11 protein-coding genes and 1 pseudogene are annotated in these 14,580 nt (G+C 68.4%); 8 read left to right on the top strand and 4 right to left on the bottom strand.

The window, feature by feature from the left end; genetic code table 11:
* Nucleotides 1–9: 9 nt before the first annotated feature.
* The 8 genes and pseudogenes from trpB (at nt 10) to usfY (ending at nt 8,600) form a co-directional block, all read left to right on the top strand.
* Nucleotides 10–1,272 carry a tryptophan synthase subunit beta gene (gene trpB / locus P6281_RS15120; protein WP_014380359.1) on the top strand — a complete coding sequence of 421 codons (1,263 nt, stop codon included), beginning with the start codon at nt 10–12 and terminating at the stop codon, nt 1,270–1,272.
* Nucleotides 1,269–2,084 carry a tryptophan synthase subunit alpha gene (trpA, locus tag P6281_RS15115; protein ID WP_008257755.1) on the top strand — a complete coding sequence of 272 codons (816 nt, stop codon included), beginning with the start codon at nt 1,269–1,271 and terminating at the stop codon, nt 2,082–2,084. Before trpB ends, trpA begins: the two co-directional genes overlap by 4 nt.
* Nucleotides 2,081–3,721 (top strand): prolipoprotein diacylglyceryl transferase, encoded by a 1,641-nt coding sequence (locus P6281_RS15110; RefSeq protein WP_201406971.1) that lies wholly within the window; start codon nt 2,081–2,083, stop codon nt 3,719–3,721. Before trpA ends, P6281_RS15110 begins: the two co-directional genes overlap by 4 nt.
* Before the next feature lie 51 nt (nt 3,722–3,772).
* Complete coding sequence (locus P6281_RS15105) at nt 3,773–4,216, top strand: DUF2752 domain-containing protein (protein WP_014380356.1); 444 nt, start codon at nt 3,773–3,775, stop codon at nt 4,214–4,216.
* A 66-nt stretch (nt 4,217–4,282) separates the two neighbouring features.
* A complete protein-coding gene (pyk, locus tag P6281_RS15100) occupies nt 4,283–5,701 on the top strand; it encodes a pyruvate kinase (protein ID WP_008257742.1) in 1,419 nt (472 codons plus the stop codon).
* 26 nt (nt 5,702–5,727) lie between these two features.
* Nucleotides 5,728–6,603, top strand: a complete 876-nt coding sequence (locus P6281_RS15095) for an acyl-CoA thioesterase II (RefSeq protein WP_080587934.1) — start codon at nt 5,728–5,730, stop codon at nt 6,601–6,603.
* A gap of 143 nt (nt 6,604–6,746) precedes the next feature.
* Entirely contained in the window at nt 6,747–8,144 is a 1,398-nt protein-coding gene (locus P6281_RS15090; RefSeq protein WP_014385115.1) for a bifunctional lysylphosphatidylglycerol flippase/synthetase MprF, read from the top strand.
* A 144-nt stretch (nt 8,145–8,288) separates the two neighbouring features.
* Nucleotides 8,289–8,600, top strand: a pseudogene (usfY, locus tag P6281_RS26185) (protein UsfY).
* A 26-nt stretch (nt 8,601–8,626) separates the two neighbouring features.
* Here the strand turns inward: usfY and cydC are convergent.
* From cydC to P6281_RS15065, 4 genes are all read right to left on the bottom strand, one after another.
* A complete protein-coding gene (cydC, locus tag P6281_RS15080) occupies nt 8,627–10,300 on the bottom strand; it encodes a thiol reductant ABC exporter subunit CydC (protein WP_044059216.1) in 1,674 nt (557 codons plus the stop codon).
* Entirely contained in the window at nt 10,287–11,900 is a 1,614-nt protein-coding gene (gene cydD / locus P6281_RS15075) for a thiol reductant ABC exporter subunit CydD (RefSeq protein ID WP_044059241.1), read from the bottom strand. Before cydD ends, cydC begins: the two co-directional genes overlap by 14 nt.
* A 62-nt stretch (nt 11,901–11,962) precedes the next feature.
* Nucleotides 11,963–13,003 carry a cytochrome d ubiquinol oxidase subunit II gene (gene cydB, locus P6281_RS15070; protein ID WP_008257723.1) on the bottom strand — a complete coding sequence of 347 codons (1,041 nt, stop codon included), beginning with the start codon at nt 13,001–13,003 and terminating at the stop codon, nt 11,963–11,965.
* A gap of 42 nt (nt 13,004–13,045) precedes the next feature.
* The gene (locus P6281_RS15065; protein WP_008257715.1) at nt 13,046–14,518 is read right to left on the bottom strand and encodes a cytochrome ubiquinol oxidase subunit I; all 1,473 of its coding nucleotides are present in this window, start codon (nt 14,516–14,518) and stop codon (nt 13,046–13,048) included.
* Nucleotides 14,519–14,580: the final 62 nt, after the last annotated feature.

The following is a 14,580-nucleotide window of genomic DNA, read 5'->3' as shown; positions in this document are numbered from 1 at the left end:
AGAGCCTTGGTGATGGTGGATCTGTCCCGCCCGGACCTTCCGCTTCCGAGCGCAGCCATCGCCGAACCCACCCGCCACGAACCCGATGCGGGTGGCCATTTCGGTGTGTACGGCGGCCGCTACGTCGCCGAGGCGTTGATGGCCGTGATCGAAGAGGTCACCGCGGCCTACGAGAAGGAGCGCGTCAACCAGGATTTCCTGGACACGCTGGACTATCTGCAGGCGCATTACGCGGGGCGGCCGTCACCGCTGTATGAGGCGCCGCGGCTGTCCGAGCAGGCCGGCGCCCGCATCTTCCTCAAGCGAGAAGACCTGAACCACACCGGTTCTCACAAGATCAACAACGTGCTCGGCCAGGCGCTGCTCGCTCAGCGGATGGGCAAGAAGCGGGTGATCGCCGAGACCGGGGCCGGTCAGCACGGCGTGGCGACCGCCACCGCGTGCGCCCTGCTCGGCCTGGAGTGTGTGATCTACATGGGCGCCGTCGACACCGAACGCCAGGCGCTCAACGTGGCCCGGATGCGCTTGCTGGGAGCCACGGTCGTCTCGGTCCAGAGCGGTTCGAGGACGCTCAAGGACGCCATCAATGAAGCGTTCCGGGATTGGGTTACCAATGCCGACAACACCTTCTACTGCTTCGGCACGGCGGCGGGGCCCCATCCCTTTCCCGCCATGGTGCGCGACTTTCAGCGCATCATCGGCCTCGAGGCGCGCGCCCAGATCCAGGCGCAGGCGGGCCGGCTGCCCGACGCGGTGCTGGCCTGCATCGGTGGCGGATCGAACGCCATCGGCATCTTCCACCCGTTCATCGACGATCCCGGCGTGCGGCTGATCGGCTTCGAGGCGGCCGGCGACGGCGTCGAAACCGGAAGGCACGCCGCGACCTTCAGCGGCGGTTCCCCCGGGGCGTTCCAGGGATCGTTCTCCTACCTGCTGCAGGACGAGGACGGGCAGACCATCGAATCCCATTCCATCTCAGCGGGTCTCGACTACCCGGGGGTGGGTCCGGAACACGCGTGGCTGCGCGAGAGCGGACGCGCCGAGTACCGGCCCATCACCGACTCCGAAGCGATGGAGGCATTCCGCACCCTGTGCCGCACCGAGGGGATCATCCCCGCCATCGAATCCGCGCACGCGGTGGCCGGGGCCCTGAAGGTGGCCCCCGAATTGGGGAAGGCCGCGATCATCGTGGTGAACCTGTCCGGGCGTGGAGACAAGGACGTCGAGACGGCCGCGCAGTGGTTCGGGCTGTTGGGATCCAGCGACCGATGACCGTCAAGCAGAGCGAGGCCAGCAGGCTCGGGCCGATCTTCGACGTGTGCCGCGACGACGGTCGCGCCGCGCTGATCGGCTATCTGCCCACCGGGTACCCGGATGTGACGACGTCCGTGCACGCGATGGTCGCCCTGGTCGAATCCGGTTGCGACATCGTCGAGGTCGGGGTGCCCTATTCGGATCCCGGCATGGACGGCCCGACCATCGCCAAGGCCACCGAGGCCGCGCTGCACGGGGGAGTGCGCGTCCGCGACACCCTGGCCGCGGTCGAGGCGATCAGCGCCGCCGGGGGCCACGCCGTGGTGATGACCTACTGGAACCCCGTGTTGCGCTACGGAATTGACGCCTTCGCCCGCGACCTGGCATCGGCCGGCGGGTACGGCCTGATCACTCCGGACCTCATCCCCGACGAAGCCGGGCAGTGGTTGGCGGCGTCCGAGGAGCATCGGTTGGACCGGATATTTCTGGTGGCGCCCTCCTCGACGCCGCAGCGCTTGGCGATGACGGTCGAGGCGTCCCGCGGATTTGTCTACGCGGCGTCGACGATGGGCGTCACGGGAGCACGCGACGTGGTGTCCAATGCCGCGCCCGAATTGGTGGGCAGGGTCAAGGAGATATCGGACATCCCCGTCGGTGTCGGGCTGGGGGTGCGGTCGGGTGAGCAAGCCGCCCAGATCGGCGGCTACGCCGACGGTGTCATTGTCGGTTCCGCGCTGGTGTCGGCGCTGGGGGACGGGGGTTTGACCGCATTGCGCGCACTCACTGAGGAACTCGCCGCCGGTGTACGTCAAAGGGCGGCCGCGTCGTGACGAAGTTGCTCGCCTATTTTCCGAGTCCGGCGCAGGGCGTCTGGCACGTCGGGCCGCTGCCCATCCGGGCCTATGCCCTGTTCATCATCGCCGGCATCGTGGCCGCCCTGCTGATCGGCGACCGGCGCTGGGAGGCGCGCGGCGGTGAACGTGGGGTGATCTACGACATCGCGCTGTGGACCGTGCCGTTCGGGTTGATCGGTGGTCGGCTCTACCACCTGGCCACCGACTGGCGAACCTATTGGGGCCCGGGCGGAGCCGGGCTCGGGGCGGCGATCCGGATCTGGGACGGCGGACTGGGCATCTGGGGTGCGGTGGCGCTCGGGGGTGTGGGCGCCTGGATCGGCTGCCGCCGGCACGGCATTCCGCTGCCGGCCTTCGCCGACGCGATCGCCCCGGGAATCATTCTGGCGCAGGCCATCGGTCGGCTCGGGAACTACTTCAACCAGGAACTCTATGGCCGCGAGACCACGCTGCCGTGGGGGCTGGAGATCTTCTACCGCCGGGACCCCTCGGGATACATCGACCCGCATTCGCTGGACGGGATCTCCACCGGGCAGGTGGCACTCGTCGTGCAACCGACGTTCCTCTACGAATTGCTGTGGAACCTGCTGATTTTCGCCGTGCTGATCTATGCGGACCGGCGATTCACGCTGGGACATGGCCGGCTGTTCGCGCTCTATGTGGCCGGCTATTGCGTGGGCCGGTTCTGTGTCGAGCTGCTGCGCGACGACACCGCCACCCACATCGCCGGCATCCGGATCAATTCGTTCACATCGACTTTCGTGTTCATCGGGGCCGTGGTGTACATCATGGCGGCGCCCAGGGGCCGCGAAGATCCCGAGAGCCTGCGCGGAAACCAATACGTTGACGAGGAATCCGCCGAACTGGAGCCGGCGACCGTTGCGGCGACGGCGGGTGCGGCGGGTACGACGGCCGCGGCGGGTGGCGGTGACGACGACGTGCCGACCGAATCCGCGGTGGGGACCGCGGCCGTCGCCGACGCCGACGAGGCACAAGCCGAAGAGCCGCAGTCCGAGGCGGTGGCCGAGGAGGCCGAGGCGGAGCAATCCGAGGCCGAGGCGGAGGAATCCGAGGCCGAAGAGCTCGAGCTTGACGAGCCGGAGGCCGCCGCGGAAGCCGAAGCGCCGCAAGGGGAAGAGGCCGACGCGGCGGTAGCCGACACGGCGGTAGCCGAAGGATCCGAGGGCGACGCGGACGAGCCGGAGGCCGAGGCGGTGGCCGATGAGGCCGAGGCGGAGGAATCCGAGGCCGAAGAGCTCGAGCTTGACGAGCCGGAGGTCGCGACGGAAGTCGAAGCGCCGCAAGCGGAAGCCGACGAGGCGGTAGCCGAAGGATCCGAGGGCGACGCGGACGAGCCGGAGGCCGAGGCGGTGGCCGATGAGGCCGAGGCGGAGGAATCCGAGGCCGAAGAGCTCGAGCTCGACGAGCCGGAATCCGAGGCGGAAGCCGAAGCGCCGCAACCGGAACCCGCCGACGAGGCGGAAGACGAGGAACCGGAAGCCGAAAGCGCAGAAGCCACTACGGAAGAGCCCGTCGCCGAAAAGATTTCGGATCAACCGGAAACCCGGCGGCGATGGGGCTCGCGTCTGCGGAACCGACTGTCGGGCCGCTGACCACCCGCTCATGACGTCGGGGCGCGGTGCATCTGGCATGCTGGAAGCACTGTGACCAACGCGAGGCCCGCCCTGCCACCCACGCATGCCGATGCGCACGGTCTGCGTCATCATCTCGGCTACGTCGGGGCCGCGACCGGCCTCGCGCTGGGCGGCGCGCTCGGCTACGTCGCGCTGGCCGACCCGCACAATCCCGCGTCGATCTATCCGCCGTGTCCCTTCAGGTGGCTCACCGGCTGGAACTGCCCGTTTTGCGGCGGGCTGCGGATGACGTATGACGTGGTGCACGGTGACCTGGCGGCCGCGCTCCACGACAACGTTTTCGTCCTGGTCGCAATCCCGATGCTGGCCGCGTGGCTGGTGGTTCGCCGCGCGCGCGGCGCATCGCCGCTGTCACGGCCGGTGCTGCTGACCGTCGTGGTCGCGACGGCCGTTTGGACGGTTGCGCGTAACTTGCCCGCCTTCCCGTTGATTCCGACCGTTCTTGGTGGGTAAAAGCACACTGTCCCGGCGGCGTTATGTGCACGCCCCGGGGGTCACACGCGACTATGCTGGGTCGGCGTGAGTAGACGCGGGAAGATCGTCTGCACCCTTGGGCCTGCGACCAATTCGGACGAGTTGATCTTGGCGCTGGTTGAGGCGGGAATGGACGTCGCCCGGTTGAACTTCAGCCACGGTGATTACGCCGATCACAAAGCGGCCTACGAACGGGTCCGGGTGGCCTCCGACGCCACCGGCCGTGCCGTCGGCGTGCTCGCCGATTTGCAGGGCCCCAAGATCAGGCTGGGACGCTTCGCGACCGGCCCAACCTACTGGGCCGACGGTGAGACCGTCCGGATCACCGTCGCCGACTGCGAGGGCAGCCACGACCGGGTGTCGACCACCTACAAGAAACTGGCCGAGGACGCCGCCGTCGGTGACCGGGTTCTGGTCGACGACGGCAAGGTCTGCCTGGTGGTCGATGGCATCGAGGGCGACGACGTCATCTGCACGGTCGTCGAGGGCGGCCCGGTCAGCAACAACAAGGGAATCTCGTTGCCGGGCATGAACGTGTCGGCACCGGCCTTGTCGGAGAAGGACATCGAGGACCTCACCTTCGCCCTGGACCTCGGCGTCGACCTGGTCGCCCTGTCCTTCGTGCGCTCGCCGGCCGACGTCGAGCTGGTGCACGAGGTGATGGACCGGGTCGGGCGACGGGTTCCGGTGATCGCCAAGCTGGAAAAGCCCGAAGCCGTCGACAATCTGGAAGCCATCGTGCTGGCCTTCGACGCCATCATGGTGGCCCGCGGCGACCTCGGCGTCGAGCTGCCACTGGAAGAGGTTCCGCTGGTGCAGAAGCGGGCCATCCAGATGGCCCGGGAGAACGCGAAACCGGTCATCGTGGCCACCCAGATGCTCGATTCCATGATCGAGAACTCACGCCCGACCCGCGCCGAGGCCTCCGACGTCGCCAACGCCGTCCTCGACGGCGCCGACGCGGTGATGCTGTCCGGGGAGACGTCGGTGGGCAAGTATCCGATGGCTGCCGTGCGGACCATGTCGCGCATCATCTGCGCGGTCGAGGACAATTCCACGGCCGCCCCGCCGCTGACCCACGTGCCGCGCACCAAACGCGGCGTGATCTCCTATGCGGCCCGCGACATCGGCGAGCGGCTCGACGCCAAAGCCCTGGTCGCCTTCACCCAATCCGGCGACACGGTCAAGCGGCTCGCGCGCCTGCACACCCCGCTGCCGCTGCTGGCCTTCACCGCCTGGCCCGAGGTGCGCAGCCAGCTCGCCATGACCTGGGGCACCGAAACGTTCATCGTCCCGATGATGACCTCCACGGACGGCATGATCCGCCAGGTCGACAAGTCGCTGCTCGAACTCGGTCGCTACAAGCGCGGCGACCTGGTGGTCATCGTCGCCGGCGCGCCACCTGGCACAGTAGGGTCGACCAACCTGATCCACGTGCACCGGATCGGGGAGGACGACGTCTAACGCCCGGACCCGAAGGAGAGGCCGCCATCAGCACCGATTCTGATTTCCAGGAACTGCTGGCGACACTCGACCTCGATCGTCTCGATGATGACCTGTTCATCGGCTCGCATCCCAGCAAGAACCCGATGCGGACGTTCGGTGGTCAGCTCATGTCGCAAGCGTTCGTCGCGGCCAGCCGGAGCCTGGTTCGCGGCGACCTGCCGCCGAGCGCGCTCTCGGTGCACTTCATCAACGGTGGCGACACCGGCAAGGACATCGAATACCGCGTGACCCGGCTGCGCGACGAGCGGCGGTTCGCCAACCGGCGCGTCGACGCGACGCAAGACGGCACGTTGCTGTGCTCGGCCATGGTCTCCTACATGGCCGGCGGCCGGGGCCTCGAGCACGGCATCGAGCCGCCGCAGGTCGCCGAACCGCACACGCAACCCACGATCGGCGAGCTGTTGCGCGGGTACGAGGAGACGGTCCCGCACTTCGTCAACGCCCTGCAGCCCATCGAGTGGCGCTACACCAATGACCCGGCGTGGGTGATGCGGACGAAGGGGGACCGGCTGCCCCACAACCGGGTTTGGGTCAAGGCACTGGGCGAGGTTCCCGAGGACCCGGTATTGCACACGGCGACAATGGTGTACTCCTCGGACACCACGGTGCTGGACTCGGTCATCACCACGCACGGCCTCTCCTGGGGCTTCGACCGCATCTTCGCCGCGTCTGCCAACCATTCCATCTGGTTTCACCGGCAGGTCAACTTCAACGACTGGGTGTTGTACTCGACGTCGTCGCCCGTGGCCGCGGATTCGCGTGGCCTGGGCACCGGGCACTTCTTCGACCGGTCCGGGCAGACGCTCGCCACGGTGGTGCAGGAGGGCGTGCTGAAGTACTTTCCGTCTTCTCCCCGATAAACCGTTACCCAATAGCTGCAGGATATCCGCACGAATCTCTCCCGAATGGGCCGTGATCGGGCGTAGCTTTGACGTAGCCGGGTATTCGGTGCAGAGGCGGCAGACATGCCGCCCAGCTGTTGTCAGCGCATCGGGAGGTGAGTGTGAACGGGCCGGTGGTGGACGTCACAGCACGACCTCGCGTGCGCGAACGTGTTGTCGTTTCGGCCGATTCGCGGGCGGCCCGGCTGATCGGCGCCCTGGCGCTGCTGTGCGCGGCGTGCTGGCTCATCGAGATACTCGCCCGCCACCACAGCCAACCCAACTGGCATTTCGCCGACCGGTTGGCGTGGTCGTTGACGGTCCTGGTCGCGGTGGCGTGGATCGCGCGCGGCGTCTTCCTGGGCCGCCCGGTGACGACGATGCACGCCATTGCGGCCGCGTTTTTCGTGCTGGCGGGGCTGGGCATGCACGTGCTGTCCTTCGATCTGCTCGGTGACGTCGTGATCGCCAGCTCGGGCCTGGTGTTGATGTGGCCGATGACCTCACACCCGCGGCCCGCCGACCTGCCGCGCGTGTGGGAATTGATCAAGGTGACCCGCGATGACGCGTTGGCGCCGTTCACCATGCAGACCGGCAAGAGCTACCACTTCACCGCCGACGGCTCCGCGGCGCTGGCCTACCGGACGCGGATGGGAATCGCCGTGGTGAGCGGCGATCCCATCGGCGACGAGAAGCGTTTCGGCGAACTGGTGGCCGATTTCGCCGCCACCTGTCATGCCCACGGATGGCGCATCGCGGTCGTGGGGTGCGGCGAGCGGCGGCGTGAACTGTGGACCGACCCGGCCACCCTGGGACAAACGTTGCGGGCCATACCGATTGGGCGCGACGTCGTTGTCGACGTGTCGGGCTTCGACATGGTGGGCCGCAGGTTCCGCAACCTGCGTCAGGCGGTTAAGCGCACCCATAACTGCGGTGTCACAACCGAAATCGTCGCCGAGCAGGAGCTCGACCACACGTTGCTGGCCGAGCTGACCGAGGTGGTGCGGGAATCGTCCAAGGGGGCGCGCGCCGACCGCGGATTCCACATGAATCTCGACGGCGTCCTGGAAGGCCGTTTCCCGGGGATACAGCTGATCATCGCCAGGGACGCCACCGGCAAGGTGCAGGCCTTTCACCGATACGCCACGGCCGGCGGCGGCAGCGACATCACCCTCGACGTCCCGTGGCGACGCCGCGGCGCCCCCAACGGGCTCGACGAGCGACTCAGCGTCGACATGATCATGGCCGGCAAAGACAATGGGGCACAGCGGGTTTCGCTCGCCTTCGCCGCTTTCCCCGAGATATTCGACGACAAGAACCGCGGCTGGACCCAGCGCGTGTTCTACCGGCTGATCCACATCCTCGACCCGCTGATCGCGCTCGAGTCGTTATACCGATACGTGCGCAAGTGGCACGCGCTCGACGCGCGGCGCTACGCGCTGATCTCCATGACACAGATCGTCCCGCTACTGTTCGTGCTGCTGTCGCTGGAGTTCATGCCGCGCCGCCGACACCTCTGAGCGTGCCGCCGGCCATGGGGGACAGCCTGATTGGCAGCGGCCGTCCAGTTACCCGACAGCACATTCTCACCCTTCGTCGCTACCGTTGAAGAGGTAGGCACCCCCCGGATACCGCGGTGGACACACGGGGAAAGGCACTTTGTCATGGGTGACACGTTTCGCGACCCCATCGACCATGCGAGGACGACCAGGCCGCATGCGGGTGAGTCGCTGATCGACGTGATGAGCTGGCCGGGCTACCTGTTCATGCTGGTGGGCGTGATCGCCGTCTTTCGGTGCCTCGTCGCCCTCGGCACCGGCCACGAGACCGCAGCCTGATCGGCGGCGCGATCGCGATCGCGGCGATCACGGTCGGGTTTGGTGTGGCTCAAGGTCGAACGCGGGCGGGTCCGCAAGCTCGAGAACCGCTGGTATGACGAGCACCCGGACGCCCATCGGCAGCGCCCGGCCAGCTGACCGCTGCCCGTCGGACACGCGGTAGTTCAGGCTCTGTGATCGACGCGCAGCTCGTCGCAGCCAATTCCCTTGGGCAGGTGGTGAGTGGCCACCACCACGGTGCGCTCGCGGGACAGCAGCCGGGAATCCTGGGCCAACAGGTCGCGCAGGACCTGGTCGGCGTCGGTGACGTCGAGGTGTTCGGTGGGTTCGTCGAGCAGCACGATCCGCGCGGGCGATAGGACCGCCCTGGCCAGCAACAGCCGCCGGCGCTGGCCCGCCGAAAGGGATTGCGCGCCACCGATCAACACCGTGGCCAAGCCCTCGGGCAAGCCGGCGAGCCACCCGCCCAGCCCGACGGCGCCCAGGGCCGCGGTGAGTTCGTCGTCGCGGCAGTCGCCGCGGGCGACCAGCAGGTTGTCCCGGATCGTGGTGGCGAAAATGTGCGCGTCCTCCGCGAAAAAGCCGATGGCGCAGCGCAAATCGGCTTCGTCGAACCGAGTCACGGCGACGCCGTCGAGCAGCACCTGCCCTTCGCGCGGCGGCAGCAACCCGGCGAGCGTCATCAGCAGCGTCGTCTTCCCCGAGCCGCTGGCGCCGGTCACCGCCAACCGCGCGCCCGGGGGCAGGTCCAGCGCGACGCGGATCGAGCCTGCCGCGCTGTGACCCGAACGCACGTCCGCGGACAACCGGCAGGTGCCGACCGGCCTCGGTGTCGTCTGCGTGGCGTCGACGGTCTCGCGCGGGCCCTCGGCCGCCAACTCGAGCAACCGCCGCGCGGCGATCCGCGACCGGGTCAGCTGCACGGCCGCCGCCGGCAGCGGCGTCATCGCCTCGAACGCGGACAGCGGCAGCAACATCAGCACGGCGAGCGTGGTGGGCGCGACCGCGGATGCCAACCCGATCCCGGCCACCACCGCACCCAGCACGCTGGCCCCGACGGCCGCCGTGGGCATCGCCTCGGCAATGGCGGCCGGTTTGGCCGCGGTGTCCAGGGCGTCACCCCAGGCGCGGTGCCGGCGTTGCGATTCGGCGATGACGCCGGGGAGCAGGCCGGCGACGCGAAGCTCGGGCGCGTGTTCGAGCGCGACGAGCGCCGAGGTGTCGCGCTCGGAATGCTGCTGCCGCGCGATCTCCTCCTGGGTCGCGGCGGCCCGCCCGGCGAGGCGAGGGGCGACGAAACCGGCGATGAGCAGGCAGATGGCGAGCACGACGGCCGCCGCCGGCGAAATGGCGGCGACGACCGCGGTGGCCGCGAGCGCCAGCACCGCCGCGACGCCGATCGGAACCAGGGCGCGCACCAAGACGTTGGCCAGCTCGTCGACGTCGGCCCCCACCCGGGACACCAGCTCACCGCTGTGCAGCCGGACGGCGGCCGCCGCGGGCCCACGCGCCAGCCGCTGATAGACCTGCACCCGGGCGGTGCCGGCGGCGCGCAGGGCCGTGTCGTGGGTGACCAGGCGCTCGCAGTAATGCAGCACGGCCCGCGAGATCGCGAACAGGCGCACCGCGACCGCGGCGACCGAGAGGTCGAGCACGGGCGGCATCTGCCAGGCGCGGGTGATCAGCCACGCCGCAACACCGGCCAGCGCCAGCGCGCTGCCCAGCGAGAGCACCCCGAGCGTGATCGCGGCCAGCACGCGCGGCAACCGGGGCCGCAGCAGCACCGCGGCGGCAAGTAGGGGTTCAGGGCGAGTCGCCGCCGAATCAGACCGGGGCATAGTGCACCCCACGGTCGGCGATCACCTCGACGACCCGATCGCCGATGGCCAGCACCGGCTCGCGGTGCCCGACCACGATCACGGTCGCACCGGCGCGCGCCCGCGCCGCGATGGCCCGCAAGACCCGTTCCTCGGTGCGCGCGTCCAGGTGCGCGGTCGGCTCGTCGAGCAACAGCACGTCGGCCGTCGATCCGAGGGCCCGCGCGAGACCCAGCCGTTGCCGCTGTCCCAAAGAAAGCCCGACGCCGCCGCGCCCCAGCACGGTGTCGCCCCCTTCGGGAAGTTCGGCCAACACGGCGTCGAATCCGGATACCGCACAGGCGGTTTCGCGGTCCTCGAGCTCTCCGAGCAGCGCCAGGTTGTCATCGACGGTGCCGGGAACGAGCACCGGGCGTTGGGGCAGCCAGGACAGCTGAGCCCACCACCGGGCCGGCTCGAGATCCGCGACATCGACCCCGGCGACGGTGACCCGGCCCGACGAGGCCTCGGTGATGCCGGCGATCGCCTGCAGCGTGGTGCTTTTCCCGGCACCGTTGCGCCCGGTCAGCACGGTCACGGCGCCGGGCTCGATCACCGCGTCCAGATCCCACGGTGCCCGACCGTCGCGGCCGGCGACGGTGAGACGTTCGAGGCGGATCGGCGCGCCGCGCGCGGTCACCGCCCGGGTGCGGCCCTTGGCCGGGGCGTGCTCGCCGATGAGGGCGAACGCCGCATCGGCCGCGGCCCTTCCGTCTTGAGCGGCATGGAACTCCACGCCGATGCGGCGCAGCGGCCAGTACACGTCCGGCGCCAGCAACAGCACCGTCAAACCCGTGGTGAGGGTCATCTCGCCGAACACCAGGCGGAGCCCGATTCCGACGGCGATCAGCGCCACCCCCAGGGTGGCCAGCAATTCCAGCACCAGAGCCGACAGGAAGGCGATCCGCAGCGTCGCCATGGCCGAACGCCGGTGCGCGGCAGCGAGTTCGGCGATGCGCTGTTCGGGGCCCGCGCCGCGTCCCAACGCCCGCAGGGTGGGGATCCCGGCGATCAGGTCCAGCAGCCGCGCCTGCAGGGTGGTCATCGCGGCCAGGGCGGCCGCCGAGCGGTCCCGGGTCGCCAGCCCGATCAGCACCATGAAGACCGGTATCAGCGGCAGCGTGATCGCCACGATCGCCGTCGATTTCAGGTCGTAGGCCGCGATCACGGCGACGGTGGCCGGCGTCAGGATCGCGGCGAGCAGCAACGTCGGCAGGTATCCGGTGAGGTAGGGCCGCAGGCCGTCGAGTCCGCGGGTGACCACCACCGCGGCGGCGTCGCGTTGCGCCGCGAGCTCGCCGGGCTGCCTGGCGGTCACCGCATCGAGCACCCGGCCGGACAGGTCCGCGATGACGGCGCTGGCCCCCCGCTGCCCCAACCGGCCCTGAAACCAATGCGCTATCGCGCGAATCACCCACAGCGCCAACAGGAGTGACAGCGGACCCCACCAGGCGTGCAGGCCGCGCGCGGGGGGATCGGCGACGACGCGTGCGACGATGCGCGCCAACACGATCGCCGAGCCGATCGCGCAGCCGGAGATCAAAACCCCGCAACCCACCGCGGCGACCAGATAGCGGCGCAGCGCCGCCGATGCCCGCCACAGTCTCGGGTCCAGTGGCGCCCGGCTCGCGCGGTCGTTACCGCTCAGGACGGGCGCCTTGCCAGACCGATGGGTGCGGGTATCCGCTCGGCCGAGATCCGTTGCCGGAACACCCAGTACGTCCATGCCTGGTACACCACCGTCAACGGCGCCATGAAGGCGGTCACCCACGTCATGACCTTGAGCGTGTAGTGCGTCGACGACGCGTTGTAGATGGTGAGACTCCACTGCCTGTTCAAGGTCGAGGGCACCAGGTTCGGATACAGCGAGCCGAACAACAGGATCACCACGGCCGCCACGACCAGCGCGACGCACGTGAACGCCCAGCCGTCGGAGGCCCGCCGCCACACCAGCAGCACCGCGGCCAGTTGCGCGACCACCGCGGCGGCCAGCACCGCCCAGGTCCAGTCTTTGCCGTACGCCAGTTGCGTCCAAAGTCCAAAGCCCGCAACCAGTCCGGTCACCGGAAGCGAGAGCCACACGGCGAACCGGTGGGCGTCCTCACGGATGGCGCCGGACGTCTTCAACGCGACGAACACCGCTCCGTACAGCAAGAACAGACCGGCGGTCGCCAAGCCGCCCAACACCGTATAGGGGTTCAGCACGTCGGCGACCGACAGGTGAATGTGGCCCGCGGCGTCCACCGGAAGCCCGCGGACCAGGACGGCGAACGCGACACCCCACAAGACTGCCGGCAGCCACGAACCGGCGGCGATGCCGAAATCCGCCCAGCCGCGCCACTTTGTGTCGTCGATCTTGCCGCGCCACTCGATCGCCACGGCACGCACGATCATGCCGAACAGGATCGCCAGTAACGGCAGGTACAGCGTCGAGAACACGGTGGCGTACCACCCGGGAAAGGCGGCGAACATCGCCGCGCCGCCGACGATCAGCCACACCTCGTTGCCATCCCAGACCGGGCCGATGGTGTTGAGCGCCGTGCGCCGCAACGGTTCGGCTTCACCGATGCCCACGCGCGCGAACGGCTCCATCAACATGCCCACGCCGAAGTCGAAGCCCTCGAGGATGAAGAACCCCAGGAACAGCATCCCGATGATGCCGAACCACACTTCTTGCAGTCCCACTGCGATCAGCTCCTTTCGGCGTCGATAAGCCCCATCACGCCCTTAGTAGGCGAACGACAGGGGCGCCACCTCGTCAGCGTCGGGCGCCTGCGGGGGAGCGGGTTCCGCGTCGTGTTCCAGCGGCCCTTCGACGGTGTAGCGCTTGAGCAGAAAGAACCACACGACCGCCAGCACCGCGTAGACGACGGTGAAGGTCACCAGCGACGTGATGACCATGCCCGGCACGTGGTTCGACACGCCTTCGCGGACGGTCATCCGGACCAGCGGGTCACCGGTCGGGTTCGGCGCCACCACCCATGGCTGCCGACCCATCTCGGTGAACACCCAACCCGAGATGTTGGCCAGAAACGGCGTGGGGATGGTGAGCAGCGCGAACCAGGAAACCCAGCGGCCCTTGGGGGTTCGCCCGGCGCGGGTCAACCACAGCACGGCCAGGGCGAACGCCACGGGGAACACCAGGAACCCGATCATCAATCGGAACGACCAGTAGGTGACGAACAGGTTCGGCCGGTAGTCGTCGGGTCCGAAGCGGTGCTGGTACTGCTGCTGCAGCTCGTTCACTCCCTGCAGCGTCACGCCGCTGAGCTTGCCCTCGGCCAGGAACGGCAGCACGTAGTGCACCTTGATCACTTCCGTGACGCTGCCGCAGTTGTTGTGGGTGCCGATGGTCAGCACCGAGAAGTCGGGGTCGGTTTGTGTGCGGCACAACGCTTCTGCCGACGCCATCTTCATCGGCTGCTGAACGAACATCAGCTTGCCCTGGCGATCGCCGGTGAAGAACAGGCCGACCGCGGCGAGCAGCACTACGCCGCAGCCCAGGATTGCCGCGGGGCGAAACATGGTGCGGGCCTCGGTTTCCGCTGTGGGGGCGGTGGATTCGGTCCTGCGTGAGCGCACCATCCACCACGTGCTGACGGCGGCGACGAAGGTGCCGGCGGTCAGCAGCGCTCCCGCCACGGTGTGTGAAAACGCCGCTTGCGCAGTGTTATTGGACAGCAGGGCGAAAATGCTGTCCAGCTCGGCGCGCCGTGTCGCCGGGTTGTAGTGCGCGCCGACCGGGTGCTGCATGAACGAGTTCGCCGCGATGATGAAGAACGCCGAGGCGTTGACACCGATCGCGACGATCCAGATGCAGGCCAGGTGGAGCAGCTTCGGCAGCCGGCTCCAGCCGAAGATCCACAAGCCGATGAACGTGGATTCGAAGAAGAAGGCGAACAGCCCTTCCATCGCCAGCGGTGCACCGAAGATGTCGCCGACGAACCGCGAGTACTCGCTCCAGTTCATCCCGAACTGAAATTCCTGGACGATGCCGGTCGCCACACCGATGGCGAAGTTGATCAAAAACAGCTTGCCGAAGAACTTGGTCAGCCGGTACCACGCGGTGTTCCCGGTAGCCACCCACACCGTCTGCATGATGGCGATCAGTGGGGCCAAACCGATCGTGAGCGGCACAAAGATGAAGTGGTAGACGGTAACAATACCGAACTGCCACCGCGAAATATCGACGACATTCATCTGTCATCTCCCGACTGCGGAGGCCCGATCAACGGCTACGACAGAGTGTAGTAGATGGGTCG

It is taken from the genome of Mycobacterium sp. 5-140-3-2 (assembly GCF_035666375.1).
GTDB classification, from domain to species: domain Bacteria; phylum Actinomycetota; class Actinomycetes; order Mycobacteriales; family Mycobacteriaceae; genus Mycobacterium; species Mycobacterium intracellulare.
This window is presented reverse-complemented; position numbering and strand designations above follow the sequence as displayed.

Bases quoted from the DNA above. Each gene is read 5' to 3' on its own strand.
- trpA (WP_008257755.1), top strand. From the start codon at position 1,269: ATGACCGTCAAGCAGAGCGAGGCCAGCAGGCTCGGGCCGATCTTCGAC.
- cydC (WP_044059216.1), bottom strand. From the start codon at position 10,300: ATGCCCCGGTCTGATTCGGCGGCGACTCGCCCTGAACCCCTACTTGCC.
- P6281_RS15065 (WP_008257715.1), bottom strand. From the start codon at position 14,518: ATGAATGTCGTCGATATTTCGCGGTGGCAGTTCGGTATTGTTACCGTC.